A 25074-nucleotide genomic window follows, 5' to 3' on the forward strand; every position below is an offset into this window, starting at 1 on the left:
GAAAGGAATCTACAGCGCTGTAGAACGGGAAGTCCAGAGGCTCGGGAGGGCAATCTCTAGCGCTGTACCGATACCCGCCGACGGCCGAGCGCGGTCGGGCCGACGAAATGCCGGCCCGACCCGCCGCGCGCGGACTCAGGCTCCGGCGTGGGTCCGCGCCGTCGCGAGGGCGAGCCGCAGCGCCTCGTCACCGGCGCGGCCGATCCGCTCGGCCAGGGCCGGCGTGGCGGTTCCGGCCACCCCGAAGTCGTCCGTGGAGGCGTACACCGCCGTCGGGGCGATCAGCGCGCCGAAGTAGGCGAACAGCGGTCGCAGGGCCTGATCGATCGCGAGCTGGTGCCGTGAGGATCCGCCGGTGGCGCCGAGCAGCACACTCTTGCCCCGCATCGCGACCGGGTCCACGAGGTCAAGGAAGGCCTTGAAGATGCCCGCGTACGAGCCCCGGAACACCGGGCTCGCCGCGATCAGCAGATCCGCACCCTCGACGGCGCGCAGGGCCTCGTCCAGCGCGGGGCTGGGCAGACCGAGCACGGTCGCGTTCGCGACGTCGACCGCATGCTCGCGCGCCTCGACGGTGCGCAGATCGACCTCGACGCCTGCGGTCGTCGCGGCCTCGGCGACGGCGGCGAGCAGGTCGTCGGTCAGGGTCCGGGTGGTCGAGGGGAAGCCGACGCCGCCGGTGAGGGCGACGATCTTCAGGGTCCGGCTCATGAGGATCGGAGCTCCGTTCGGGTACGAGTCGTGGGGGTGGTGGTGGGGGCGTCGGACACGGCGGCCCGCAGCCGCTCGCAGATGCGGGTCAGGGCGGCCTGGTCGTCGTCGTCGAGCCCGGCGTCGACGAGCGCCGCGATGTGACGCACGTGCCGCCGTCCGATCTGCTTCTGCAGCAGCGCCCCCGCGTCGGTGAGGACGACGACCACGCCGCGACCGTCGTCGTCGGCCTCCCGCCGGGCGACCAGCCCGGCACCGGCGAGCCGGTCGACCATCCGCGACAGACTCGGTTGCGAGATCAGCAACCGGGCGTTCAGGTCGCGAAGGCGAGCGGCGCCGTCGGGCATCCGGGAGAGGTTGAACAGCACGTCGTACTCGCGTGAGCTGAGCGGCTCGAAGTCCTTCGCAGCCTCGAACCGCTGCATCAGCGTGACCTGCGTGCGGAACAGCGACTCCCACGCCGTCGCGGCGGTCCGGGTGGTCATGACGCGGTGCGGCCGGTGACGGTGTCCTTGACGACCTCGCCCTGGGTGACGTCGGTGAGGTCGACCTCAGCACCCCTGGCCGCGACCAGCGCCGCGTGCGTGGGGCCGTCCGGCACGTGCGCCGGCCGGTTCTTCGCGAACTCGGCGCGCAGCGCCGGAACCACCTCGCCGCCGAGCAGGTCGAGTTGCTCGAGCACGGTCTTCAGCGGCAGGCCGGCGTGGTCCATCAGGAACAGTTGGCGCTGGTAGTCACCGAAGGACTCGCGGAACTCGAGGGTCTTGTCGATGACCTCCTGCGGGCTGCCGACGGTCAGCGGGGTGGCATCGGTGAACTCCTCCAGCGAGGGGCCGCCGCCGTAGACCGGCGCGTTGTCGAAGTACGGCCGGAACTCGCGCACGGCGTCCTGGGAGTTCTTGCGCATGAACACCTGCCCGCCGAGGCCGACGATCGCCTGGTCGGCACTGCCGTGCCCGTAGTGCTCGAAGCGCTGGCGGTACAGGCCGATCAGCTGCTTGAAGTGCTCCTTGGGCCAGAAGATGTTGTTCGCGAAGAAGCCGTCGCCGTAGAACGCGGCGAGCTCGGCCACCTGCGGGGAACGGATCGAGCCGTGCCACACGAACGGGGCGACGCCGTCGAGCGGGCGCGGGGTGGACGTGAAGCCCTGCAGCGGGGTGCGGAACCGGCCCTCCCAGTCCACCACCTCCTCGTCCCACAGCTGGCGCAGGAGCTGGTAGTTCTCCACGGTCAGCGGGATCGCCTGGCGGATGTCCTTGCCGAACCAGGGGTAGACCGGGCCGGTGTTGCCGCGGCCGAGCATCAGGTCCGCGCGACCGTCGGAGACGTGCTGGAGCATCGCGAAGTCCTCGGCGATCTTCACCGGGTCGTTCGTCGTGATCAGGGTCGTCGAGGTGGACAGGATGATCTTCGACGTCTGCGCGGCGAGGTAGCCGAGCATCGTGGTCGGCGAGGAGGGGACGAACGGCGGGTTGTGGTGCTCCCCGGTGGCGAACACGTCCAGGCCGACGTCCTCGGCGTGCTTGGCGATCGTCAGGATCGCCTTGATCCGTTCGCCCTCGGTGGGGGTCTGGCCGGTGGTCGGGTCGGTGGTGACGTCCCCGACGGTGAAGATCCCGAACTGCATCTGAACTCCTCCTCGATCTTCATGCATTTGCATGATTCCAAGGGCTTCAACGTACGACGGCGTCAGGTATTCCCGGATGATGGCTCGCCGCTCGAACGCGAGGTTGTTGGCCCCGATCCGAGGAGACAGGCCAATAAACTTGCGTTCGAGCGCGACCCACAGCCGGACGGTCGGTCAGGGGCGGGCGTTCTCGAAGACGTCGGCCACCTCGGCCAGGGAGCGGATCAACTCGGGCAGCCGGGACCGGCGGGTGGCGTACCCGGCGACCAGGTCCGCGGACACGGGGACCTGAGTGCCGCCGTCGACCCCTCCCTCACCGCCGGGACCACCGACCGCCTGCAGCGCGGTGGCCAGGTCGGCGGCGCCGTCGAGGGCGTACCAGCCGAGGGCGGCGGCACCGAGGGCGGTGCCGCCCGCGTCGGAGGCGATCGCGAACGGCCGCCCGATCGTGGCGGCCATGACCTGGCGCCACAGCTGGGCCCGGAACGGCCCGCCGGTGGCCCGCACGGCCCGTACCGGCGCGGTCGCGTCCAGCAGGTCGACGATGGTGGCGACCTGCAGGCACACGCCCTCGACCGCGGCCCGCAGGAAGTGGGCCCGGCCGTGATGGTGGCGCACCCCGAGGAAAGCGCCGGTCAGGTCCGGGTCCCACAGCGGCGCCCGTTCGGAGAGCACGTACGGAAGCATGACGAGTCCGTCCGCGCCGGCCGGGACCTGGGTCGCGAGCGCGAGCAGTTCGGTGTCCGCGTGGCCGTGGGTGAGCAGGTCCGGAGTGAACGTCTCCCCCGCCCACCGCAGCGTGATACCGCCGTTGCTGACGGCCCCGCCGAGCACCCACAGGTCCTCGGTGAGCGCGTAGCAGAACAGCCGGCCGGCGTCGTCGGTGACCGGGCCGTTCACCGCCATCCGGACGGCCCCGCTGGTGCCGAGGGACAACCCGGCGATGCCCGGCGTGATCGCACCGGTGCCGAGGTTCCCGAGCGGGCCGTCCGCCGCGCCGACCGCCACCGGCAGGCCCGCGGTCAGGCCGGTGGCATCGGCGACCTCCGCGGCCAGCGGCAGGGTGGCGGTGGTCGGCAGCACCTCCGGCAGCTGGTCGGCGCTGATCCCGGCCAGGGCCAGCGCCTCCGGGGACCAGGCGCGCGAGTGCACGTCGAACAGCCCGGTGGCCGAGGCGCTGGAGAGTTCGGTGACCAGGTGACCGGTCAGGTGCTCCAGGACGAGGTCCTTCAGGCCGATCCACCACCGGGCCCGCGCGACCAGGTCCGGCTCGTGCCGGCCGAGCCACCTGAGCTTGACCAGCGGGCTCATCGGGTGCACCGGGGTGCCGGTCAGCCGGAGCAGCTCCGCGCCACGACCGGCCGCGCGCAGTTCCCGGGCCTGCGGTGCCGAACGGGCGTCGGCCCACGTGATCAGCGGGGTCAGTGGCACCGAGTCGGCGCCGAGCCCGATCAGCCCGTGCATGGCGGTGGACACAGACACCCCGAGGATCCGCCGACCGTCCAGCGAGGCGACGACGTCCGCGAGGGCCGCGTCGATCGCGGCCAGGATGGCGGCCGGGTCCTGCACCTGCCAGCCCGGGTGGGGCTGCTCGAGCCGGTACTCGCGCAGCGCCTCCGCGGCCGCGGCCCCCACGGCCGTGGCGGACCGGCCCGCCCCGGTCGCGTCGGCCACCTCGAAGGCGGCCACCTTCGCGGCCGTGGTGCCGACGTCGAGACCGATCAGCACCGGGAGCGGGCCCGCCATCGCCGAGCTACTCCTGGATCGTCGCGGCCTGCGCCACGACGGCCGCGACCAGGTCGGCGTCCGCGCCCAGGCCCGCCTGCAGGGTGTTCAGCACCGCCGGCACCACCTCGGCGAGGTCACCGGAGTTCGCGGCGTCCTGCGCCGGACCGGCGCCGGGGTCCTTGACCGGGGCACCGACACCGCGCAGGTGCAGCACCCACCCGGCCAGGGTGGTCGCGGCGCCGACGGGGACGCGCCCCGCGGCTCGTTCGGCGTTCAGGGTGGGCAGGGTCCGCACCGGGAGCTTCTGCGAGCCGTCGTTGGCGATCTGGGCGAGCAGGTGGCGTACCCGTTCGTTGCGGTACCGGTCCAGGAGCGCGGCCCGGTAGGCGCTCACGTCCTCGTCCGGTAGGCCGAGGTTGGCCTGTGCCTCGTCCCAGAACTGCTCCACCCAGGCCAGGCACCTGGGGTCGGCGATGGCCTGGTCGATGGTCGTGTGGCCGCGGACGCTGCCCACGTAGGCGAGCTGGGAGTGCGACCCGTTGAGCAGCCAGAGCTTGCGCCGTTCGTGCGGGGCCACGTCGTCGACGATCTTCACGCCGGCGTCCTCCCAGCGGGGCCGGCCGGCCGGGAACGTGCCCGAGACGACCCACTCGCTGAACGGCTCGGTCGGCACCGGGGAGGCGTCGTCGTAGCCGCGCTCGGCCGCCACGTGCTCCCGGTCCTCGGGGGTGGTGGCCGGGGTGATCCGGTCCACCATCGAGGTGGCGAAATCGACGTTGGCCGTGGTCCAGTCCACCAGGGACTCGTCCACGAGCGCGGCGAGCTCGGTGACCAGGGTGCGGGTCACCGCGCCGTTCTCCGGCAGGTTGTCGCAGGACAGGATCGTCAGCGCACCGGCGCCGGCGGCCCGGCGGGCGAGCAGCCCGGCGACCAGCTTCGCCGGCATCGTGGTGACGGAGGAGCGCGGGTCCTCGCGCAGCGCCTCGACGTCTGCGAGCACCTCCGGACGCCGGGCGTCGAGGTGGTCGCCGTCGCCGCGCACGTACCCGTGCTCGGTCACGGTCATCGTCACGATGGCCAGCGCCGGGTCGGCCAGGTAGCCGAGGTAGGCGTCCTGCTCCGACGCGGCATGCACGGCCGACAGGGACCCGATCAGCTCGTAGTCGTCACCCTCCCGGCCGCGCACGATCAGCGTGTACAGCCCGTCCTGCGGGCCCAGTGCCTCCGCCTGGTCCGGGCGGCGGCCGGTGAAGGCCGCGATCCCCCACTCGCCGGCGTCCGGGGCGTGGTGGGTGTACCAGGCCTGGTGCGCGCGGTGGAAGTTGCCCACGCCGAGGTGCACGATCCGCACCGGCGCGGCGGCCGGGGCGTCGGGTAGGGACCGGGACAGACGAGGGGTCGCACTCACAGCTTGAACACCTTTCGCGGGTTGTTCGCCACCAGGTCGGTGATGGCCTCGAACGCCTCATCCTCGGGGAGCCGGTGCTCGGTGACCAACTTGGCGATGTACCCGGCGTCCAGGCGGCGGCTCATGTCGTGCCGGGCCGGGATCGAGCAGAACGCGCGGGTGTCGTCGATGAAGCCGGACGTGCGGGAGAACCCAGCGGTCTCGGTCACCGCGGACCGGAACCGCTGGATGGCCTCCGGGGCATCGATGAACCACCACGGCACGCCCACGTACACCGACGGGTAGAACCCGGCCAGCGGCGCGAGCTCACGCGAATAGACGGTCTCGTCGATGGTGAACAGCACCAGGTGCAGGTTCGGGTGCGTGCCGTAGGCGTTCAGCAGCGGCCGCAGGGCATCGGTGTACTCGACCGCGATCGGGATGTCGCAGCCGACGTCGGCGCCGTAGGTCTGATGAGTGGGTGTGTGGTGGTTGCGGCGCACGCCCGGGTGGATGGTCATGACCAGGCCGTCGTCGCAGGACATCCGGGCCATCTCCGAGAGCATGTGCCGACGGAACGCGGTGGTCTCCTCGGCCGTGGCCGACCCGGCGCGGGCGGCGGCGAAGATCCGGCTCGCCTCCGCCTCGGAGAGGATGTCGGTGCGGGCGTCGATGACGCCGTGGTCCGCGGAGACGGCGCCGTGGTCGACGAAGTACCGACGGCGGTTCTCGAGCGCGCCGATGTAGCCGGCGTAGTCGCCGGTGCCGACCCCGGAGACCTCGCCGAGACGGTCCACGTCGGCGGTCCAGGTGGCCAGCGCGGGGTCCAGGTACTTGTCGGGGCGGAACGTCGGGACCACGCGGCGCGTGAACGAGGCGTCCTGGGCGAGCGCCTCGTGCGCGGACAGGTCGTCGCACGGATCGTCGGTGGTGGCCATCACCGCGATGTCGAAGGCGTCCATCAGGGCGCGCGGGCGGAACTGCGGGGTCGCGATCTTCGCGGCGATCTGGTCGTAGATCGCGTCTGCGGTCTCCGCGCTCGGGCGCTGCGTGACCCCGAAGATCAGGCCAAGCTCGTCCTCGAGCCAGTACCGGACCGGGGTGCCCCGGTAGGCGGACCAGTTCGAGCACAGGATCCGGAACGCGGCGCGGGCGTCGTCCTCCGAGAGCGGGCCGCGGCCGACGCCGAGGTCCGCGAGCGAGGCCCCGTGCGCGTGCAGCATCCGGTTCACGTAGTGGTCCGGGGTGATCAGCAGCGAGGTCGGGTCCCGGAACGGGATGTCCTCGGCGATCCACTGCGGCGGCACGTGACCGTGCGGGGAGATGATCGGCAGCTCCTTGACGGAGTCGTAGAGCCGGCGTGCGACGGACCGCTGGGAGGGGTCCGCGGGGAGCAGGCGATCGGGGTGGACGTCAAGGGCTGCGGTGGCTGACATGGTCCTCATCCTCTCGGACCGACCGCCACGGTTGGCAACCCGTTGCCAGGTGTTGCCACGTCGGACCGTGGTCGGTCACGCTTCGATGGCGCTGGTGGACTCGCGCACCACGAGCTTGGTGGGCAGCACCACGGCCTCGGTGGAGCGGGACTGGGCCCCGCGCGAGATCGCGAGCACGTTGCGCGCCGCGGTCACCCCGAGGGAGTGCAGCGGCGAGGCGACCGTGGTCAGCGCGGGGGTCACGATCTCGGAGAGGTTCGAGTTGTCGAACCCGACCACGCTCACGTCCCGCGGCACCTGACCCCCCATGGCCCGCACCCCGCGCATGAATCCGATCGCCATCTGGTCGTTGTAGGCGACCACCGCGCTCGTGCGCTGGCGGGCCCACTCGGCGGCCGCCGCGACACCGCCGTTGACGGTCGGCGGGTACGGGCCGACGCGACGGACCCGCAGCTCGAGCTCCATGCCGGCCTCCCGCAGGCCCCGCCAGCGCATCCCGTCCGCCCAGGACGCCTCCGGGCCGGCCAGGTAGCAGACCTGCTCGTGTCCGAGTTCGCCGAGATGCTCGGCCGCCCGCCGCATCCCGCGCAGATTGTCCGTGACCACGCTGGGGACCCCGGTGACCACGCGGTTCAGCACGATCACCGGCTTGACCTTCGCGATCTGACGGATCGCCGAGTCCGACATCCGCGAGCTCGTCAGGACGATCCCGTCCACCGTGGACAGGGCCCGCTCCAGGACCGCCCGCTCCCGCTCCGCGGACTCCTGCGTCTCGGCCAGCAGCATCGTGTAGCCGGCCTCGTAGGCGGCAAGCTCGGCACCCCGGACCACCTCGAAGAACACCGGGTTCGTCACGTCCGCGAGGATCACCGCGATCATGGACGTGCGGGTGGTGGACAGGGCGCGCGCCTGCGGGTTCGCCCGGTACCCGAGTTCGGCGGCGACCGCGCGGATCCGCTCGGCGGTCTCGGCGTTCACCCGCCCGGGCCTGGAGAAGGCCCGCGAGACGGTCGACGGCGCGACCCCGGCGGCCTTCGCGACGTCGTAGATCGTGGTGGATCGGCCTCCCGGCGGCGCTGCCACGCGGCGAGTCTAGGAGGAACTGCAACAAGTGGCAACCGCTTGCCGTCCGGGTGGGTCGCTGACTGAATGGAGGAACCGGACGCTGGCGCGCCCCGACGTCGACGTCCCGACCGAACCGCCACCCGAACCAGGAGCGATGACCCATGTGGACCCTGTCCGGATTCTCCGATGAGATCTCACCCGACCTTCAGGTGCAGGCCTCGACCGCGAAGGACCTCGGCCTGACCCATATCGAGTTCCGCAGCGCGTGGAACACGAACGTGCTCGATCTGGATGCCGATCAGTTGGCCGAGGCGAAGCGCATCCTGGACGACCACGGCCTCAAGGTCTCCAGCATCGGCTCCCCGATCGGCAAGATCTTCATCGACTCCGACTTCGGCCCGCACCTGGACCGGATGCGTCACGCCGCGAAGGTGGCCGAGCACTTCGGCGCCCCGTTCATCCGGATCTTCTCGTTCTACCTGCGTCCGGGCACCGACCCGGCCTCGGTGCGCGACGAGGTCATCACCCGGATCCGCGCCCTCGCCGAGGTGGCCGCCGAAGCGGGTGTGGTCCTGCTGCACGAGAACGAGAAGGAGATCTACGGAGACATCCCGGAGCGCTGCCTCGACATCGTGGAGTCGGTCGACTCCCCCAACCTGCGCCTGGCCTGGGACTCCGCGAACTTCGTCCAGGTCGGCGTGCGTCCGTTCAGCGACGGGTACGCGATGCTGCGCCCGCACGTGGTCTACATCCAGATCAAGGACGCCCACCTCGCGAACGGCGAGGTGGTCCCGGCCGGCCGCGGCGACGGCGAGCTGCTGGACACCGTCCGCGCGCTGCGCAGCGACGGTTTCGACGGGTTCTTCTCCCTCGAGCCGCACCTGAGCCAGGCCCACAGCCTCGGCGGCTTCTCCGGTCCCGAACTGTTCACCGAGGCATGGCAGGCTTTCACCGACATGCTCAAGGCCGAAGAGATCCCCTTCGCCTGAGCGGCCACGCACGATCTATCGACTGGAGAAACCTGTGCCAACGGCGGCGGTCATCGGCTGCGGTGACATCTCGATCGTCCATCTCGAAGCCATCTCCTCACTCGGCGCGGAGCTCGTCGCCGTGGCGGACACCGACGCCGACCTCGCGCACGCGACCGGTGCCCGCCTCGGGGTCGCGGCCTTCACCGATCACCGACGCCTGCTCGCCGAGGTCCGCCCGGACGTGGTGCACGTGTGCACCCCGCACGACCAGCACGTGAACGTCGCCCTCGACGCGATCGAGGCCGGAGTGCACGTGATCACCGAGAAGCCGCTGGCGCACACGATCGCCGACGGTGAGCGACTCGTCGCCGCGGCCGAGGGAGCCCCGGTCAAGGTGGGCGTCTGCCTGCAGAACCGGTACAACGCCCCGAACGCCCGGATGAAGGAACTGCTCGACTCCGGCGAGCTCGGCGCGGTCCTGGGTGCCTCCGCCGGGGTCTACTGGCATCGGAACGCCGCCTACTACGAGGCGAAGCCGTGGCGGGGCACCTGGGCGCGCAGCGGCGGTGGCCTGCTGATCAACCAGGCCATCCACACGGTGGACCTGCTCCAGTGGCTGCTCGGCGACGTCGAGCAGGTCCGCGGCCACGCGGCCACCCACGTGCTCGGTGACGCGATCGAGGTCGAGGACACCGCCGAGCTGATCCTGGACCACTCCGGCGGCGCCCGGTCCGTCATGTTCGCCACGAACGCGCACTCGGTGAACGCCCCGGTGTTCGTCGAGGTCCTCACCGAGCAGGCCACCCTGACCATGCGCGGCGACCTGCGGGTGCACTACACCGACGGACGCACCGAACACGTCGCCGAGCGCACCGCGACCTCGAGCGGACGGGCGTACTGGGGCCTGTCCCACGAGCTCCTGATCGGTGACTTCTACGCCAGGCTCGACGAGCCGGAGCCGTTCTGGATCTCGCCCGCCGAGGCGGCGAAGTCCCTCGCGATCCTGAAGAGCATCTACGCGCAGTCCCCTGACCTGGGCGCGCCCGCCGAGGCGGTCCCGCTGACCGCGGGCCGGCGCTGAGGGCGACGCGGAACTGAGACGGTCGCGCCCCGGCGCGGTCCGCGTGCCACGATCTAGACCAACCGCCCACACCCTCCCCGACGCGGCGTGTCGGGCCGATCCGAACCTCACCCACACACCCGGAAGGACACCCACAATGAGTTCGTCCCCCAGCGCGACCGCACAGGTCGGCGTCGTCGGACTGGCGGTCATGGGCCGCAACCTCGCGCGCAACTTCGCCAATCACGGGCACACCGTGGCCCTGTACAACCGCACCCAGGCGCGCACCGACGACCTGATGGCGGCCCACGGCAGCGACGGCAACTTCGTGCCCGCCACCTCCGTCGAGGAGTTCGTGGCCAGCCTGGAGCGCCCGCGCCGGATCATCCTGATGGTCCAGGCCGGTGCCGGCACCGACGCCTCGATCGAGTCGCTGCTGCCCTACCTCGAGGAGGGTGACATCGTCGTCGACGGCGGCAACGCCAACTACGAGGACACCCGGGTCCGCGAGGAGAACCTGCGCGCGAAGGGTCTGCACTTCTTCGGCGTCGGCATCTCCGGCGGGGAGGAGGGCGCCCTGAACGGCCCGTCGATCATGCCGGGTGGCTCCAAGGAGGGCTACGCCCAGATCGGCCCGCTGCTGGAGGACATCTCCGCGAAGTACGAAGGCGAGCCCTGCTGCGCCTACATCGGGCCCGACGGTGCCGGCCACTTCGTCAAGATGGTGCACAACGGCATCGAGTACGCCGACATGCAGTTCATCGCCGAGGCCTACGACGTGCTGAAGGCCGCCGGCCTGGACACGAAGGCGATCTCGGACGCGTTCCGCGAGTGGAACACCGGCGACCTCGACTCGTTCCTGATCGAGATCACCTCCGAGGTGCTCGACCAGGTGGACGCGAGCACCGGCAAGGCGCTCGTCGACGTGATCAGGGACGCCGCCGGCCAGAAGGGCACCGGCCGCTGGACGGTCCAGAACGCCCTCGAGCTCGGGGTGCCGGTGAACACCATCGCCGAGTCCGTGTTCGCCCGCTCGGTCTCCGGGCACGCGGACCTGCGGGCCGCCGGACAGGCGAGCCTGACCGGCCCGGACCAGACCTTCACGCCCGACGACGTCGCCACCCTGGTCGAGGACGTGCGCCAGGCGCTGTGGGCGTCCAAGGTGATCGCGTACGCGCAGGGTCTCGACCTGATCCGCACCGGCAGCATCCAGTACGGCTGGGACATCGACGTGGCCGAGGTCGCGAAGATCTGGCGCGCCGGCTGCATCATCCGGGCCCGCCTGCTCGAGCGGATCCGCTCCGAGTACGCGGCCGGGAACCTGCCGACGCTGCTCGCCGCGCCGAGCATCAGCGAGGGCCTGGCCAACGCCCAGAAGGGCTGGCGCCGGGTGGTCGCCGACGCGACGTTGGCCGGGGTGCCGGTGCCGGGCTTCGCGAGCGCGGTGTCGTACTACGACTCGGTTCGCGCCGAGCGCCTGCCCGCGTCCCTGATCCAGGGTCTGCGGGACTTCTTCGGTGCCCACACCTATCAGCGCGTCGACGTCGACGGCACGTTCCACACCGAGTGGTCCGGCGATCGCTCGGAGACGAAGGAAGCCTGACCCATGGGGCACGGACCCACGCTGAGCATCCTCACGCCGGGCCAGATCGAGGCCGGCGCCCAGCGGGTCCGTGCCCTCCTGGCGGGGACCGGGCCGCTCGGCGTCGCCTACTCCGGCGGCGTCGACTCCACGGTGCTGCTGGCCCTGGCGGTGCAGGCCCTCGGCCGCGAGGACGTGGTCGCGATCCTCGGCATCTCGCCGAGCCTCGCGGGCGACGAACGGACGGCGGCCCACGAGGTCGCGGACGTCATCGGTGCGCGGGTGGTCGAGGTGCACACCCACGAGGGTGAGAACCCGGACTACCAGCGCAACGACGTCGACCGCTGCTTCTTCTGCAAGGACGAGCTGTTCAACCGGATCTCGGACGACGTGGTCGCCGAGCACGGCCTGGTCAGCGTCGCCTACGGGGAGAACGCCGACGACGCCAAGCGCCCGGACCGGCCCGGCGCGCAGGCCGCGACGAACCACCGGGTGCTGCGCCCGCTCAGCGAGGCCGGCGTGGACAAGGCGATGGTCCGGGCGATCGCCCGGTCCCTCGGCCTGCCCAATGCGGACAAGCCCGCCGCCCCGTGCCTGGCCTCGCGGATCCCGCACCACCAGGAGGTCACCCCGGCCAAGCTGGGACAGATCGAGACCGTCGAGGCCGGCCTGCGCCGGCTCGGGTTCGCCGACTCCCGGGTGCGTCACCACGGCGAGATCGCGCGGCTGGAGCTTCTCGCCCAGGACATCCCGCGGGCCACGGAGCCGGGACTGCGCGAGCAGATCCAGGAACTCGTGACCGGCGCCGGGTTCGCGTTCGCGGCCGTGGACCTCAAGGGGATCCAGTCCGGTGCGTTCACGATGGCGCTGGTCGAGGGCCGCGGTGCCTGAGGCCTGGACTCCCCCGCCGGAGCTGAGCCGGCTCGCCGATCTGGACCACGACCGGGGCGCCCGTCGCGGCTACCCGGAGGCGGTCTACTGCGAGGGCAAGAGCGTCGAGCAGGTCCGCCTGATCGCGGCCGCCTACGCCGCCCGGCACAACCCACCGCAGCGCACCCCGGCCCGCCCCACCCCCGCCGAGAGTGCTGAAACGGCAGCCACCACCGCACTCCCACCGCAGCCCACCTCGGCCGTGCTGTTCACCCGGGCGAGCGCCGAGCACGCCGCCGCCGTCCTGGCCGAGCTGCCGGACGCCGTCGACGACCGCGAGGCGCGGCTGGTCGCGTGGCCGCCGACGCCGCCGGAACCGACCGGCGGACTCGTGGTCGTGGCCGCGGCCGGGACCTCCGACCTGTCGGTGGCTCGCGAGGCCGAGCTCACCGCCCGCTACCTGGGCCGGCGCACCGTGCTGGTCATGGACGTCGGGGTCGCCGGACTGCACCGGGTGCTGGCCCGGCTCGACCTGCTCCGCTCCGCCGCGGCGATCGTGGTGGTGGCCGGCATGGACGGTGCGCTCCCGGCCGTCGTCGCCGGCCTGGTGAGCGCCCCCGTCGTCGCGGTTCCGACGTCCGTCGGGTACGGCGCGGCGTTCTCGGGCCTGGCCCCGCTGCTGTCGATGCTGAACGCGTGCGCACCGGGTGTGGGGGTCGTCAACATCGACAACGGCTACGGCGGCGGCCACCTGGCCGCCCAGATCGCGGCCACCGCGGGGCCGGGCGACGGCACCGCAGGTGAAACTCGGTAGCATGATCCGCAGCCACGCGATCCGCGGTGGCTGACCACACCCTTCCAGGATGGAGAACATGGGCGCCACCGGCGACTATGACAGTACCGACGACACCGGGTCCGGCGAGCAGCCGACGGCCTCCGATACGGAGAGTCACAGACCCTGGCCCGGACCGGACAATGACGATCCGGAGGGCCATCATCCCGGGCCTCGCGGCCCGCTGACCCGCGAGGCGGCCGTCCGATGACGGAGGTCGCACTCCTCCTGTTCGCCATGGTGCTCGTCGCGGCATGCGGTGGGTTCGTGGCCGCGGAGTTCGCGCTGGTCACCGTGCCCCGGGCCACCGTCGAACATGAGGCGGCCGCCGGGGACCGTAAGTCCCAGGGCGTCCTGACCGCCCTGCGCAGCCTGTCGACACAACTGTCCGGAGCGCAGCTCGGGATCACCGTCACCAACCTTGGCATCGGGTTCCTCGCAGAGCCCGCCATCGCGCGCCTGGTCAGCCCGGGGCTCGAGAACGCGGGCCTGACGGCGTCCGGGGCCTCATCGGTCGCGCTCGCGATCGCGCTGGTGCTCGCCACCTCGATCACGATGATCTTCGGCGAGCTGGTGCCGAAGAACCTCGCGATCGCGGCTCCCCTCGCCACCGCCCGCGCCGTGGCCGGGTTCCAGCGTGGCTTCACGAAGGCGACTGCCTGGCCGATCCGGTTCTTCAACGGCACCGCGAACGCGATCCTGCGCCGCCTCGGCATCGAGCCCCAGGAGGAGCTGGCCTCGGCCCGCTCGGCCGAAGAACTCTCCGCGCTGGTGCGCCACTCCGCGAACTCCGGCACCCTCGCCGAGGACACCGCCGAGCTCGTGGAGCGCTCGCTGGCGTTCGGGGACCGCCGGGCCCGGGACGCGATGACGCCCCGGTCCCAGATGATCAGCCTGCGTCCGCAGGACAGTCTCGACGTGCTGATCACCACCGCGAAGGAGTCCGGCCACTCCCGGTTCCCGGTGATCGAGGTGATCCAGGAGAACGGGCACACCGAGATCGACGTGCTCGGCCTGGCGCACGTGCGCGGCGCCCTGGCGGTGCCGTTCGAGCAACGGGCGCACACCCCGGTGTCCACGGTGGTCACGGACGCGACGCTGGTGCCCGACTCCCTGGAGCTGGACGAGCTGCTCGACGACCTGCGCGCCGGCGGCCTGCAGATGGCCCTCCTGATCGACGAGTTCGGCTCCCTGGCCGGGCTGGTCACGCTCGAGGACCTCGTCGAGGAGATCGTCGGCGAGGTTCGCGACGAGCACGACACCGACGAGTTCGTCCCGGCCGCGGACGCGGACGGGAGCTGGCACCTGCCCGGCCTGATGCGGGTCGACGAGGCGAGCGAACGGCTCGGCGTCGAACTGCCCGAGGACGAGGCCTACGACACCCTCGGTGGGCTGGTCGCGGACGAGTTGGGCCGGCTCGCGGCCGTCGGCGACAGCATCGAGCTGGTCAGCGCGCAGGTGCCCGGCGAGGACCGGCAACGGCTCCGCGTGGACGTGCTCGAGCTCGACGGGCACCGCGTGGAGTCGGTCCGCATCGCCGTGCTCGGACCGGTCGACCCCGACGACGACGAGCCACCCTCGTCCAACCGGGGCGACCACGCGAGCGAGCGGGAGGACCACCGGTGAGCGCCGCCGTCGGGATCCCCCTGACCCTCGCCCTGCTGGCCCTGAACGCGTTCTTCGTGGGCGCCGAGTTCGCGCTGATCTCCGCCCGCCGCACGAAGATCGAACCGCTCGCCCTCGAGGGTTCCCGCCGCGCCCGGATCACGCTGAGCGCGATGGAGCGGGTCTCGATGATGATGGCCGGTGCGCAGCTGGGCATCACGATCGCCTCGCTCGCGCTCGGGTCGATCAGCGAACCGGTCATCGCGCACCTGCTCGAGGTGCCGTTCGAGGCGATCGGCGTTCCGGACGCCCTGGTCCACCCGATCTCGTTCGCGATCGCCCTGTCCCTGGTCACCTACCTGCACGTGGTGCTCGGCGAGATGGTGCCCAAGAACATCGCCCTGGCCGGCCCGGAGCGGATGGCGATGGCGCTCGCGCCGCCGCTGACCGTCATCGTACGGGTCCTGTTCCCGCTGCTGTGGGTGCTGAACGCGCTCGCGAACCTGATCCTGCGCATGATGCGGGTGCAGCCACGCGATGAGGTGGCGAGCACGTTCACGCGGGACGAGGTCGCCTCGTTGGTCACGGAGTCCCGTTCCGGGGGGCTGATCGAGCTCAACGACGAACGCCTGCTGATGGGCGCCCTGCAGTTCTCGGACCGGGACGTGCGGTCCGTGCTGCTGCCCATGGCGACGCTGCGGACGCTGCCCGAGGGGGCCAGCCCGGCGACCGCGGAGTCGGTCTCGGTGGAGGGCTTCTCCCGGTTCCCGCTGCGCCGCCCGGACGGGTCGCTGAGCGGCTACGTGCACATCAAGGACCTCCTCGAGACCGACCCGCTGCTCCGGGAACGTCCGGTGCCGGCCGACGTGGTGCGGACCCTGCCGGACGTGCGGGCCACCGACTCGCTGCGGTCAGTGCTCGCCGCGATGCAGGGCAGCGGCGCGCATCTGGCGCAGGTCCGCGACACCGACGGCGCCCCGCTCGGCGTGGTCACGCTGGAGGACGTGCTCGAGGAACTGGTCGGCGTGATCCGGGACGACTCCCGGCGGCTGCCGGCGCGCTGAGGCCCGACGGCGGCCGGTCGCCTCGGGTCCGAACAGGCCCGACGGCAGCCGGTCGCCCTGGCTGCGCGGGCGCGGCCCGGATCCGGGTCGCCGCGGGCGTCAGGCGCTGATCACCCAGATGGCCGCGGTCGCGTCGGGGCTCAGGTCGACCGAGCCGGCCTCGATCTCGGTGTCGAGGTCCAGCTCAAGGTCGGCGATCTCCCGGAGCAGCTCCGGTTCGGCATCGCTGATCCTGGCGATGCGTACCGGTTGGCCGGGCGTGACGTCTGCCAGGCGGTGCGCCCGCGGCAGCGCCACGGTGCCGTCAGGCTGCGGGATCGGGTCCCCGTGCGGATCGCGGACCGGGTGGCCGAGCACCTCGTCCATCCTGCCGAGCAGCCGGTCCGAGACGGAATGCTCAAGCTGTTCCGCGTCGTCGTGGACCTCGTCCCAACCGTAGCCGAGCTGCAGGGCCAGGTAGGTCTCCATCAGGCGGTGCCGGCGCACCATCGCCAGCGCCACCCGGCGGCCCTGCACCGTCAGCGTGATGCGGCGGTACGGCTTGTAGTGCACGAGTCCGGCGCCGGCCAGCCGCTGCACGTTCTCCGAGACCGTCGGCGCGCCCACACCGAGGCGGGCGGCGAGTTCGGAGGTACTGGCGCCCTCGGGACCCCACTCGCCGATGTTGTAGATGGCCTTGAGGTAGTCCTGCGTGACGTTCGAGGCCGGCAGCTCGACGTCGTCCAGGCGTAGCGAACCGCCGTGGTCGCTCCCCTCGGACCCTGGTGAGAACGAGCCCAGTGCTCCGGCCACACCCGCGTCCGGGTGTTCGCAACGCACGCCCGATGCCAGCGTGAGGCCGGCACAGACCTGTTGCTGCGCCGTCGCCGGCTCGTTCGAGGCGACCACCTCAGAACACCAGCAGCCACTTCTCGCCGAAGGCGAGCACCGCGGCGGCGATCACGATCAGGTACCAGAGCGCGGTGATGATCCAGCGGTTCCCGACCAGGAACGACCGCAGGCCCGGCCCACCGGGCAGCGCGCCGTTCTGCACCGAACGCGCCGTGGTGTGCACGAACAACGGGATGATCGCCGCCCAGACCACCAGGCAGTACGGGCACAGCGCCCCGATCTGGGTGAGCGCCTGGACCTGCAGCCAGGTGACGAACCCGATCGCGAACACGGTCCCGGCGAAGAACCCGCGCCAGTACCAGCGCGGCAGGCGCAGGCCACCCAGCAGCAGGACCCCGGTCGTGATCACCACGGGGAACGCCACCAGCCCGATCACCACGTTCGGGAAGCCGAATGCGCTGGACTGCTCGCTGGCCAGGAACACCCCGCAGCCGATCAGCGGGTTGATGTCGCAGGCGGGCGTGAAGTTCGGGTCGGCGAGGGTCGCGAAGTAGTCCAACGTGAGCCGGATCGAGGCCCACAGGCCGGCGAGCCCCGCCACCAGGGTGAGGATCGCGAACTCCCGACGAGAACCACCGAGCCGCTCATGCTCGGTCGGTTCACTGCGCGCCCCGGCTGCCGGGATCGGCTCGAGCCCGTCGAGGTCGTCATCGGCGAGATGGTCGCCGACCTCGCCGGGAGCCAAGCCGTCGGGTACGTCCGCGCTCGCGCTGGTCGGTTGATCCAGGCTCACAGTCTTGGCTCCGTCACGTCGGGGATCTCACCTCAAGTATGGGACATGCGCGAGGCCCGCTCACTCGTCGGTCGAACCCTGTGCGTCCCCGGGCACGAACGTATCCGGGACCTCCGGGAACGCGTACCAGTCGGAGAGGTCGACGCTGGTGTCCGGGTCGATGGTGATGAGCCGGTAATCCACCGGCAGGCCCGCCTCGGGATCCCACCGGATCACGGTCATCACGGACGGGTTCGCCAGCGGCCCGATCGTCGGGGTGCCGCTGCCCGCGCCCGCGGTGCTCGCGGACGTGTACTGCAGCCCGAGGCCGAGCTGCCGTGGCCCGACCTGCCGATGCAGGTGCCCGGAGATGCTGAGCGTCGCGCACCCGGCCTCGACCGCCTGCCGGCCCGCGAACGGGCTGTGGATGAGCACGATGTCCACCGGCTCCCCGTCCTCATCGAGGCGGCAGGCCTCCTGACTGATCCGGTTGCCCATCTGGTTGATCGTCTCGTCCCGCTCCGGGCGGGTCGGCGCCCCGAGCGAGGTGAGCGTGGGGTCGGTGTCACCGAGGATCCGGATGCCCTGCACGTCGACCGGCTCACCGTGGAGCACGGTCCAGCCGGCCGCGGCCTCCTGCTCGGCCGTGGTGACCGAGTCGTGGTTGCCGTCCGAGACGACGACCGGGACGCCGTCGGGGATCCCGCGTGCGAAGGCGTTCACGCAGTACGACTCGACCGAGGTGCCACCCATCACGGTGTCTCCGGCGTTCAGCACGAGCGAGGCCTCCGACGCGGTCACCGCCGCCCCGACCACCGGGGCCATGCCGACGTTGCAGTGCAGGTCGCTGACCAGCAGCATCGTGACGAGATCGGGGTCCGCCTCGGTGGTCTCGGACTCGTCGGCGCCGGGGCCGTCGGCAGGCCCGTCCGCGTCGGCGCCCTGGGCGTCGGTGGCGTCCGCGTCGGCGCCCGACGGCGACGCGTCCGTTCCGGTGGCGGCGTCGCCGGAGTCCGTGGTCGGGTCGCCCGAGCCCGTCGGGTCGCCGGTGGACGTGGCGTCGCCCGGAGCTGTGGTCGCGTCGCTGGCGAGGTCGGTCGGCCCGGTCCCGGAGTCCGGCGGGCTCTCCTGCGGGGTCTCCCCCTCGGCCGGCCCGAGCGGCTCATCCTCAGCCGCGTAGGCGGCCTCGAGGTTCGTCTGCGCCTGGGCGTAGAACTCGGTGTTGTCGTTGATGGCGTCCACCACGTAGCCGCCGTAGTGGTCCACCAGGGTCGCCAGCCGCCCGGTGATCCGCGCCTCGGCGAGCGGGGTGTCCGCGAGGATCCGCGAGGTCCGGCCCACACCCCCCGAGGTCTGGGTCGCCTCCACCAGCGGCAGCGCGACGAGCGCCACTGCGAGGGCGATACTGACGGCGGGCACACCCTGCTGATGCCACGCGCTCTTGACGGCGTCGCGGAGCACGCCGTGGGCTGCCAACCGCCCGAGCGCGACGGCCACCAGGAGCAGCGACCAGTACAGGATCCACCGCGACACGATGTCCAGGGCGAGCCCGTAGGCGGCGTCCTCGATCGCGGCCTGCGGGTTGGCGAGGAACTGGCTGTAGCTGGTGAGATCGGCGGTGAGGCCGGCGACCGGGTTGGTCTCCGGGGTGCTCAGCTCGATCGGGATCTCCTTGACGAGCACGTCCACGCCGAGGTTCAGCGGCAGCGGTGAGTCGATGATCAGGGCCCCGAGTGGGCCCATGTCCACCTGGATCTCACCGTTCAGACGCACCGTGTAGTCGGCCCGGTGCGGGCCGAGGGAGCCCTCGAAGTCCGCGGTCATCAGTCCAGCGAACAGCGACAGCACCCCGCTGAGCACGAACGCGACGACCACCCGGATCGTCCGGCGCGTGCGCGGCCGCAACTGGTGCCACCACTCGAACCGCCGGCGCCCAGGCTGTGCGTCGCCCGGTTCGGTCACCGTCGGGTCGTCGGCCGATCCGCTCGCGCGGTTCGCCGTGACGGCCGTGCCACCGGCCGGGTCGACGGGCCCAGGTGCGGGGTCGGCAGGCTCTGCCGCCGGGTCGGCAGTCGAGCCGACCGAACCGTCGTCGGCATCCTCTGCCGCTTCCCCCGACCCGCCGCCGTCCGGGCAGACCGAACCAGCACCGGCCTCGTCCGGGCCGACCGAACCAGCACCGGCCTCGTCCGGGCCGACCGAACCAGCACCGGCCTCGTCCGTGCCCCCCGCCGACGATCCATCCTCCGGAGCGACTGAACCTGCACCCTCATGGTCTGCGGCCTGCCCTGTGGCACCGTCAGCGCCAGACCCGGCGGGGCTCGTTGGACCGTCGGGTCGGTCGACCTCGTCCGGAGTCCGGCCGTCGTCGCTCTGGTCGGGCTTGTCGCTCATAGGTCGATTTTCACATTGACCCAGGACTCCGCGCGCACCCGGCCACGCTACGGTCCTGGCGCAGATCCGCAAGCCCGGGGACTCCCCTCGTGGCGGCCCGTGTGCGGCGGTCACGCCACCTCGCGCGTCCGCACGCACCCTGTGGACGGCCCGTCACCAAGGCGTCACGGACCTCGGTTCTGCCTGCTCGCGACTCCTTGGTGTCCCAGCATTCACAACGGAAATCAGGATTCTGGCGATGTCGGTGGGTCGTCCTAGGGTAGAACCAGCAATCGAACATGCGTCCGAGTGATATGAGGCACGAGCGTCACAGAGGGGAGGTGAGCGCACATGGACGACACAGACACCGGCACCGGCGGCATCCAGGGCACCCGCGGCCCTTCGAATTCGGCCGTGGCGCTCGCGTCCCGCTTGCACCTGCCCCTCGGTCACCTGCTGGGTGCGTCGCTGGACGACAAGCTGATCGCCCTCGAGGCGCTGACCAAGTCCATCACGTGCGCCGACCCGATCGACGAAGCCGACCGGTACGGGGCCACTTTCCTGGGCCAGGCGGCGCTCCGGGCCCACTTGATCTCGGAGTCCCTGACCGGTGCCCAGCTCGACTGGATGGGTCTCGAGGAAGAGGCCGGCACCTGGGATCCCTCGCGGGGATTCCGCACCTACCCCCACTTCGTCGCGAAGACGTTCGGCATCTCCGGCGCCAACGCTCGCCGTCTGGTCACGCTGGCCAAGGGTCTCCGCAACAGCCTGCCCGCGACCCGGCGGCGCCTGCGCGCCGGGCAGATCGGCGTCGATCAGGCACAGATCCTGCTCAAGGCCATCGCCACCGAGGCCACCGCCGAGTCCCTCCAACTACCCTCCAGCCCGGCCGAGGCCACGTCCACGGGGTGCGCGAGCAGTGCGGACACCACCGGCACGGCGCCCGCGACGACGGATACCGAGCCGGGCACTGGCGCAAAGGACACCACGGAGCCGGGCGCCGGTCCGGACGGAACCGATGATGTCGCCGAGCCGGACGACGCTCCCGTGGCCGACGCTGCCGACGGTGACATATCCGGCGCCGACCCGGCTGACGACCGCCGTCGGGCCGACGGAACTACCGAGAGGCGGGCGCCGACGGTCGAGGAACTCCTGCTTGATCACGCCGCCATGCGCTCCCCCGAGGACCTGCGCAAACTCGTCGATCACTATGTCGCCGTCGCAGATCCGGACGCCACCGACAAGGCTCACCGGCAGGCCGCCGACCGCGAGTACCTCAGCGTCGACCGCACCCTGGGCGGTTACAACGTGGCCGGGTTCCTGACGATCGAACACGGTCAGTACATCCGCACCGCCCTCGAGTCCGTGATGGGGCCGCCCGCGGCCGGCGAGACCCGGACCGCCGCCCAGCGGCGCGCCCAGGCCCTCGCAGACCTCGCCCACACCGCCCTCGACCAGGGCAAGGTCGGCACGTCGGCCTCAGTGCGCCCCCATGTGGGCGTCCTGATCAGCACGCCCGAGTTCCTCGACCTCGTCCGCAGCACCGAAGCCGCCGAGGCGGCGGGCGGAGTCGGCCGAGGTCCCGCTGCAGGCCCGGAGACGATCGCCGACCCCCTGCCCGGGCTGGCGCCCACCGCCGACCCGATCATCGACAACCCTCCTCCGGGCGCGGCTCAGACAGGCGCGACGCCGGCGGTGCCCGGTCCGGCGGTGCCCGGTCCGGCGGTGCCCGGCCCAGTGGTGCCCGGTCTAGCGGTGCCCGGTCCGGCGGTGCCCGGCCCAGTGGTGCCCGGTCTAGCGGTGCCCGGTCCGGCGGTGCCCGGTCCGGCGGTGCCCGGTCTAGCGGTGCCCGGTCCGGCGGTGCCCGGTCCAGTGGTGCCCGGTCCCTTGACCGCGGATTCAGGCGCCGCTGCCGACCCCGAGCCTGGCCCCGACGCGCCCGCGTCATCTCCCGAGCAGCACACCGGCGTCGGTTCGGACGAACCGGCCTCGCACGAGCCCCCGAACGCCACCGGTGGACCCGCGGCACCATCCGGGGAACCCAGCCCCTGCGATGGGACGGCTCCGCCCACCCGCCGAACGGGCGTCACCGGGTCGCCGAGTCGACCCACTGGCACCGCTGTGCCTGCCACGTCGACCACCGACGCCAGCACCGCCACGCCCACCATGCCGACCACTGACGCCACCGGCGCCAACTCGGCCACGTCGCCCTGCAGACCGCCGAGCGACGCCACCGGCACCGCCCTGCCCACCACGCCGACCACCGACGCCAGCACCGCCACGCCGCCCATCGACGCCACCGGCACCGCCACGCCGCCCACCACCGACGCCACCCTGCCGCTTGGATCCGTCGCCCAGACGAGGGGCAGCGCCATCAGTTCCACCGGGCGGGACTGGGCCGCTCTCCTGGCCTCCGGTCCCGCGACGTTCATCGACAACACCGGCCCCGTCCCCCGCGACCTGCTCGAGCGCATGATCAACTGCCACGGGGAGATCTACCGCATCATCTTCGGGCCCGACAACGAAGTCCTCAACCACGGTCGCGCCCACCGCCTCTTCACGGCCCACCAACGCCGCGCCCTGGTCGCCCGCGACCGCCACTGCGTCCACCTCGACTGCACCGCCCCGCCGGAACGCTGCGAGTCCCACCACGGCGCCCGGGCGTTCGCCGACGGCGGCAACACCGACCTGCACGACGGCTGCCTCCTCTGCTACCACCACCACGCCTGGGTGCACGCCCACAACATCACCATGAGGAGAATCAACGGGACCTGGCACTTCTACAAGCCCGACGGCACCGAGATCCGACCCACCAAGCCGCCCTGGAACTGAGCCGACGCATGGCTCGCACCTTCTGCCGGCGATGACGATCGGCCGGTCCGACCGCGACCACGGTCAGTCGGTTCGACGGACCGGCCAACGGTCAGTCCGGTCCCGAAACGGCCAGGCAGTCCGGCCGACATCGACGGACCGGCCGACATCGACGGACCGGCCGGCGACAATGATCGGCCGGTCCGGCGACCGACGGCCACCGTGCACCTACTGGTAGCTCACGAAGTCCGGCATCGGGGTCACCGCGTAGGTCTGGGCCGGTGTGAGCGTCGGCTGATCCTCGTCGATGAAGTTCTTCCAGCCCCAGTGGACGCCTGCCGGGGCATTGACGTGCAGCGCGGACCAGGTCCCGGCCTTCGCCGCCTGGGTCCCCTGCCCGTCGGCGTGGATGAGCAGCGCCACCTCGGCGCGGCTGGTGTCGAGGTTCTCGCGGCCCTCGATCATCGACACGCTGAACTGGTGCAGCACGATCAGCTTCTGGGGCAGCCGGTTCTCCCGGACGAAGTCGGCGAGGTACGTCACGACCGAGTTCACCTCGTCGATGCCGACGTGCCCGATCTGGCGCAGGTGCACCTGGTCCGACTCGAGCCGCCACTCCGGGTCGAGCGCGATGCCCACGTTCGGGTACCGCAACAGTGACTCGTACGCCTGGACCTGCTCGAGGAAGCTCGTCCGGCCCGGTTGGAAGTCCAGCACCACGTACTGGCCGGCCGCCTGCGCGGCCTCGATCATCGGGACGAACCCCTCGGCCGGCCACTCGTTGGAGTAGTTGCCGTCCTCCCCGGCGCTGCCCGAAGCCACCGTCACGATGATCTCGAGCGCGGGCACGACCGTGTCCTCGGTGAGCGGCTGGTACGTGGCGGCGACGGCTGCGGCGCGCTCGACCGTCGCGGGGGTGTCCTGCTCGCCGAGCAGCCCAAGCGACGCCGTATGTGGACTCCCGTACAGGGCGACGTACCTCTTCCCGTCGAAGACCAGCTGCCCGCCGCCAGGAAGCTGCGTGCCGGTGGCCGCAGTCTCGCTCTGCCAGGCGAACTGGGTCAGGTCGCCATAGGTGGTTCCGATGCCGACGACCGACGTCGCCGACGCCAGCGCCGCCATCGCCTCCGACGAGGCCCGTGGGTCCCCCGCGATCACCAGGACCGTGCCGCCGGCGGCCCGCACGGTCCCGACCGCGGCCGCTTGCACCGGGTCGCCGTCCGCGAGCGCGAGGACGCCCTCGAGCCGCTCGGTCGCCTCGAGCTCGGGCATCTCGCCGACCGCCTCCGGCGTCTCACCCGGGTCGACGGGGTCGCTCGGGTCGGGGTCGGAGCCCTCGCCCGCTGCGGTGGTGCCGGTGTCCTCCGGTGCGTCGGCGGGCGAGCCGTCGGCCGTCGGGGTGGCAGCTCCGTCGGAGCCGGCGTCGGCAGGGTCGGTCGACGCCGGGTCGGACGCCGCAGGATCGGACGCCGCGGGGTCGGTGCCGGCAGGATCGGTGCCGGCCGGATCGGTACCGGCGGAACTGGCGTCGGCAGGGTCGGTCCCGGCCGGGTCGGTGCCGGCCGGCGACTCGCTCGGGTCGGGCTCAGCGTCCGCGGAACCCTCGGGTAGCACCTGGTCCGTGGGGAGCGCCGCCAACGCGGCGACCTCGCCACCGGCCGGTGCGGCCTCGGCCTCGGTCAGGTCCAGCCCGAGCAGTTCGCCGAGGTCGCCCACGTCCGCGGGCGCGGGCGCGATGGTCAGCCCGGTGATGTCGAAGGATTCCAGCACCACACCGCCGACCGTGACCACGGCGCCGACACCGAGCCGGACCCACTCCTGCTCGACGCCGATGTCGTCGACGCCGGTGAGGAGCACGGGCACGCCCAGCGCCGACCCGATCGACGCCGCCCGGGCGCTCGCGGAGACGTCGGCAGCGGGCGCGACCACGGCAACCTGCGCGGACTCGAAGAACGCCTGGCTGGCCATCATGGCCAGCTCGCTCGCCTCACTGGAGGCGAACAGGGTGGTCGGTTCGGTCGGTGGCTGCGGCACTCCGGCCGGCCGCGGCGCCTGGGAGGTCGTCGGGCTCGACGGGTCGGGGTCCAGGTTCACGTTCCCGTCGCAGCCCGCCAGGAGCAGCAGGGCGGCCGCGACCGCGGCCCACCACGCGCGCGAACGATGACGCAAAGGGATCTCCCGCCCGGGTTCTCGAGTGTCTGGCGACCCCGTCACCCGGGGCACCACCACTGTACGCAATGGACCTGAACGTCCGGGGTGTGATCCCGGTCGCCCGGGCGCCCACCGGGCCCGGTCGCCCACTCCGCATGCCCACCCGCCGGGCTCCGTCCGGCGGGCGCGCCACCGCCT

Annotated in this window: 19 protein-coding genes; 8 read left to right on the forward strand and 11 right to left on the reverse strand. The window is 72.0% G+C overall.

Going from position 1 to position 25074, the window contains the following annotated elements:
- Window positions 1-135 precede the first annotated feature (135 nt).
- The 7 genes from EXU48_RS19425 to EXU48_RS19455 form a co-directional block, all read right to left on the reverse strand.
- Window positions 136-711, reverse strand: a complete 576-nt coding sequence (locus EXU48_RS19425) for a CE1759 family FMN reductase (RefSeq protein WP_133109351.1) — start codon at window positions 709-711, stop codon at window positions 136-138.
- A complete protein-coding gene (locus EXU48_RS19430) occupies window positions 708-1196 on the reverse strand; it encodes a MarR family winged helix-turn-helix transcriptional regulator (RefSeq protein WP_133109352.1) in 489 nt (162 codons plus the stop codon). The genes EXU48_RS19425 and EXU48_RS19430 overlap by 4 nt, the downstream gene beginning before the upstream one ends.
- A complete protein-coding gene (locus tag EXU48_RS19435; protein ID WP_133109353.1) occupies window positions 1193-2338 on the reverse strand; it encodes an LLM class flavin-dependent oxidoreductase in 1146 nt (381 codons plus the stop codon). The genes EXU48_RS19430 and EXU48_RS19435 overlap by 4 nt, the downstream gene beginning before the upstream one ends.
- A 174-nt stretch (window positions 2339-2512) precedes the next feature.
- Window positions 2513-4084, reverse strand: a complete 1572-nt coding sequence (locus tag EXU48_RS19440) for a gluconokinase (protein WP_133109354.1) — start codon at window positions 4082-4084, stop codon at window positions 2513-2515.
- Between the two features lie 7 nt (window positions 4085-4091).
- Window positions 4092-5474: a mannitol dehydrogenase family protein gene (locus EXU48_RS19445; RefSeq protein WP_207947834.1), complete on the reverse strand. Its 1383-nt coding sequence runs from the start codon at window positions 5472-5474 to the stop codon at window positions 4092-4094.
- Window positions 5471-6889, reverse strand: a complete 1419-nt coding sequence (gene uxaC, locus EXU48_RS19450; protein ID WP_133109355.1) for a glucuronate isomerase — start codon at window positions 6887-6889, stop codon at window positions 5471-5473. Before uxaC ends, EXU48_RS19445 begins: the two co-directional genes overlap by 4 nt.
- A 75-nt stretch (window positions 6890-6964) precedes the next feature.
- Window positions 6965-7972: a LacI family DNA-binding transcriptional regulator gene (locus EXU48_RS19455; RefSeq protein WP_133109356.1), complete on the reverse strand. Its 1008-nt coding sequence runs from the start codon at window positions 7970-7972 to the stop codon at window positions 6965-6967.
- Between the two features lie 143 nt (window positions 7973-8115).
- On the opposite strand from EXU48_RS19455, the gene EXU48_RS19460 reads away from it, so the two are divergent.
- The 7 genes from EXU48_RS19460 (at window position 8116) to EXU48_RS19490 (ending at window position 15938) form a co-directional block, all read left to right on the forward strand.
- Window positions 8116-8943, forward strand: coding sequence for a sugar phosphate isomerase/epimerase family protein (locus EXU48_RS19460; RefSeq protein WP_133109357.1), 828 nt, complete (start codon window positions 8116-8118; stop codon window positions 8941-8943).
- 34 nt (window positions 8944-8977) lie between these two features.
- Window positions 8978-10006: a Gfo/Idh/MocA family protein gene (locus tag EXU48_RS19465; protein ID WP_133109358.1), complete on the forward strand. Its 1029-nt coding sequence runs from the start codon at window positions 8978-8980 to the stop codon at window positions 10004-10006.
- 136 nt (window positions 10007-10142) lie between these two features.
- Entirely contained in the window at window positions 10143-11588 is a 1446-nt protein-coding gene (gene gndA, locus EXU48_RS19470; RefSeq protein ID WP_133109359.1) for an NADP-dependent phosphogluconate dehydrogenase, read from the forward strand.
- A gap of 3 nt (window positions 11589-11591) precedes the next feature.
- Complete coding sequence (locus tag EXU48_RS19475) at window positions 11592-12458, forward strand: ATP-dependent sacrificial sulfur transferase LarE (protein ID WP_133109360.1); 867 nt, start codon at window positions 11592-11594, stop codon at window positions 12456-12458.
- Window positions 12451-13251 (forward strand): nickel pincer cofactor biosynthesis protein LarB, encoded by an 801-nt coding sequence (gene larB, locus EXU48_RS19480; RefSeq protein ID WP_133109361.1) that lies wholly within the window; start codon window positions 12451-12453, stop codon window positions 13249-13251. Before EXU48_RS19475 ends, larB begins: the two co-directional genes overlap by 8 nt.
- A gap of 225 nt (window positions 13252-13476) precedes the next feature.
- Window positions 13477-14895, forward strand: a complete 1419-nt coding sequence (locus tag EXU48_RS19485; protein WP_133109362.1) for a hemolysin family protein — start codon at window positions 13477-13479, stop codon at window positions 14893-14895.
- Window positions 14892-15938: a hemolysin family protein gene (locus EXU48_RS19490; RefSeq protein WP_133109363.1), complete on the forward strand. Its 1047-nt coding sequence runs from the start codon at window positions 14892-14894 to the stop codon at window positions 15936-15938. The genes EXU48_RS19485 and EXU48_RS19490 overlap by 4 nt, the downstream gene beginning before the upstream one ends.
- A gap of 99 nt (window positions 15939-16037) precedes the next feature.
- On the opposite strand, the gene EXU48_RS19495 is transcribed toward EXU48_RS19490, so the two are convergent.
- From EXU48_RS19495 to EXU48_RS19505, 3 genes are read right to left on the reverse strand one after another with little or no spacing between them, the layout of a single operon-like run.
- On the reverse strand, window positions 16038-16826 hold the full coding sequence (locus EXU48_RS19495) for a metal-dependent transcriptional regulator (RefSeq protein WP_328591659.1): 789 nt from the start codon (window positions 16824-16826) through the stop codon (window positions 16038-16040).
- A gap of 1 nt (window position 16827) precedes the next feature.
- Window positions 16828-17562, reverse strand: a complete 735-nt coding sequence (locus EXU48_RS19500) for a vitamin K epoxide reductase family protein (RefSeq protein ID WP_133109364.1) — start codon at window positions 17560-17562, stop codon at window positions 16828-16830.
- A 60-nt stretch (window positions 17563-17622) separates the two neighbouring features.
- On the reverse strand, window positions 17623-19503 hold the full coding sequence (locus tag EXU48_RS19505; RefSeq protein ID WP_133109365.1) for a metallophosphoesterase family protein: 1881 nt from the start codon (window positions 19501-19503) through the stop codon (window positions 17623-17625).
- A 762-nt stretch (window positions 19504-20265) separates the two neighbouring features.
- Here EXU48_RS19505 and EXU48_RS19510 point away from each other — a divergent pair.
- Complete coding sequence (locus EXU48_RS19510) at window positions 20266-22746, forward strand: HNH endonuclease signature motif containing protein (protein ID WP_133109366.1); 2481 nt, start codon at window positions 20266-20268, stop codon at window positions 22744-22746.
- Between the two features lie 207 nt (window positions 22747-22953).
- Here EXU48_RS19510 and EXU48_RS19515 read toward each other — a convergent pair whose 3' ends face one another.
- Window positions 22954-24894, reverse strand: a complete 1941-nt coding sequence (locus EXU48_RS19515) for a hypothetical protein (RefSeq protein WP_133109367.1) — start codon at window positions 24892-24894, stop codon at window positions 22954-22956.
- Window positions 24895-25074: the final 180 nt, after the last annotated feature.

The organism is Occultella glacieicola, assembly GCF_004353825.1.
Classification (GTDB): domain Bacteria; phylum Actinomycetota; class Actinomycetes; order Actinomycetales; family Beutenbergiaceae; genus Occultella; species Occultella glacieicola.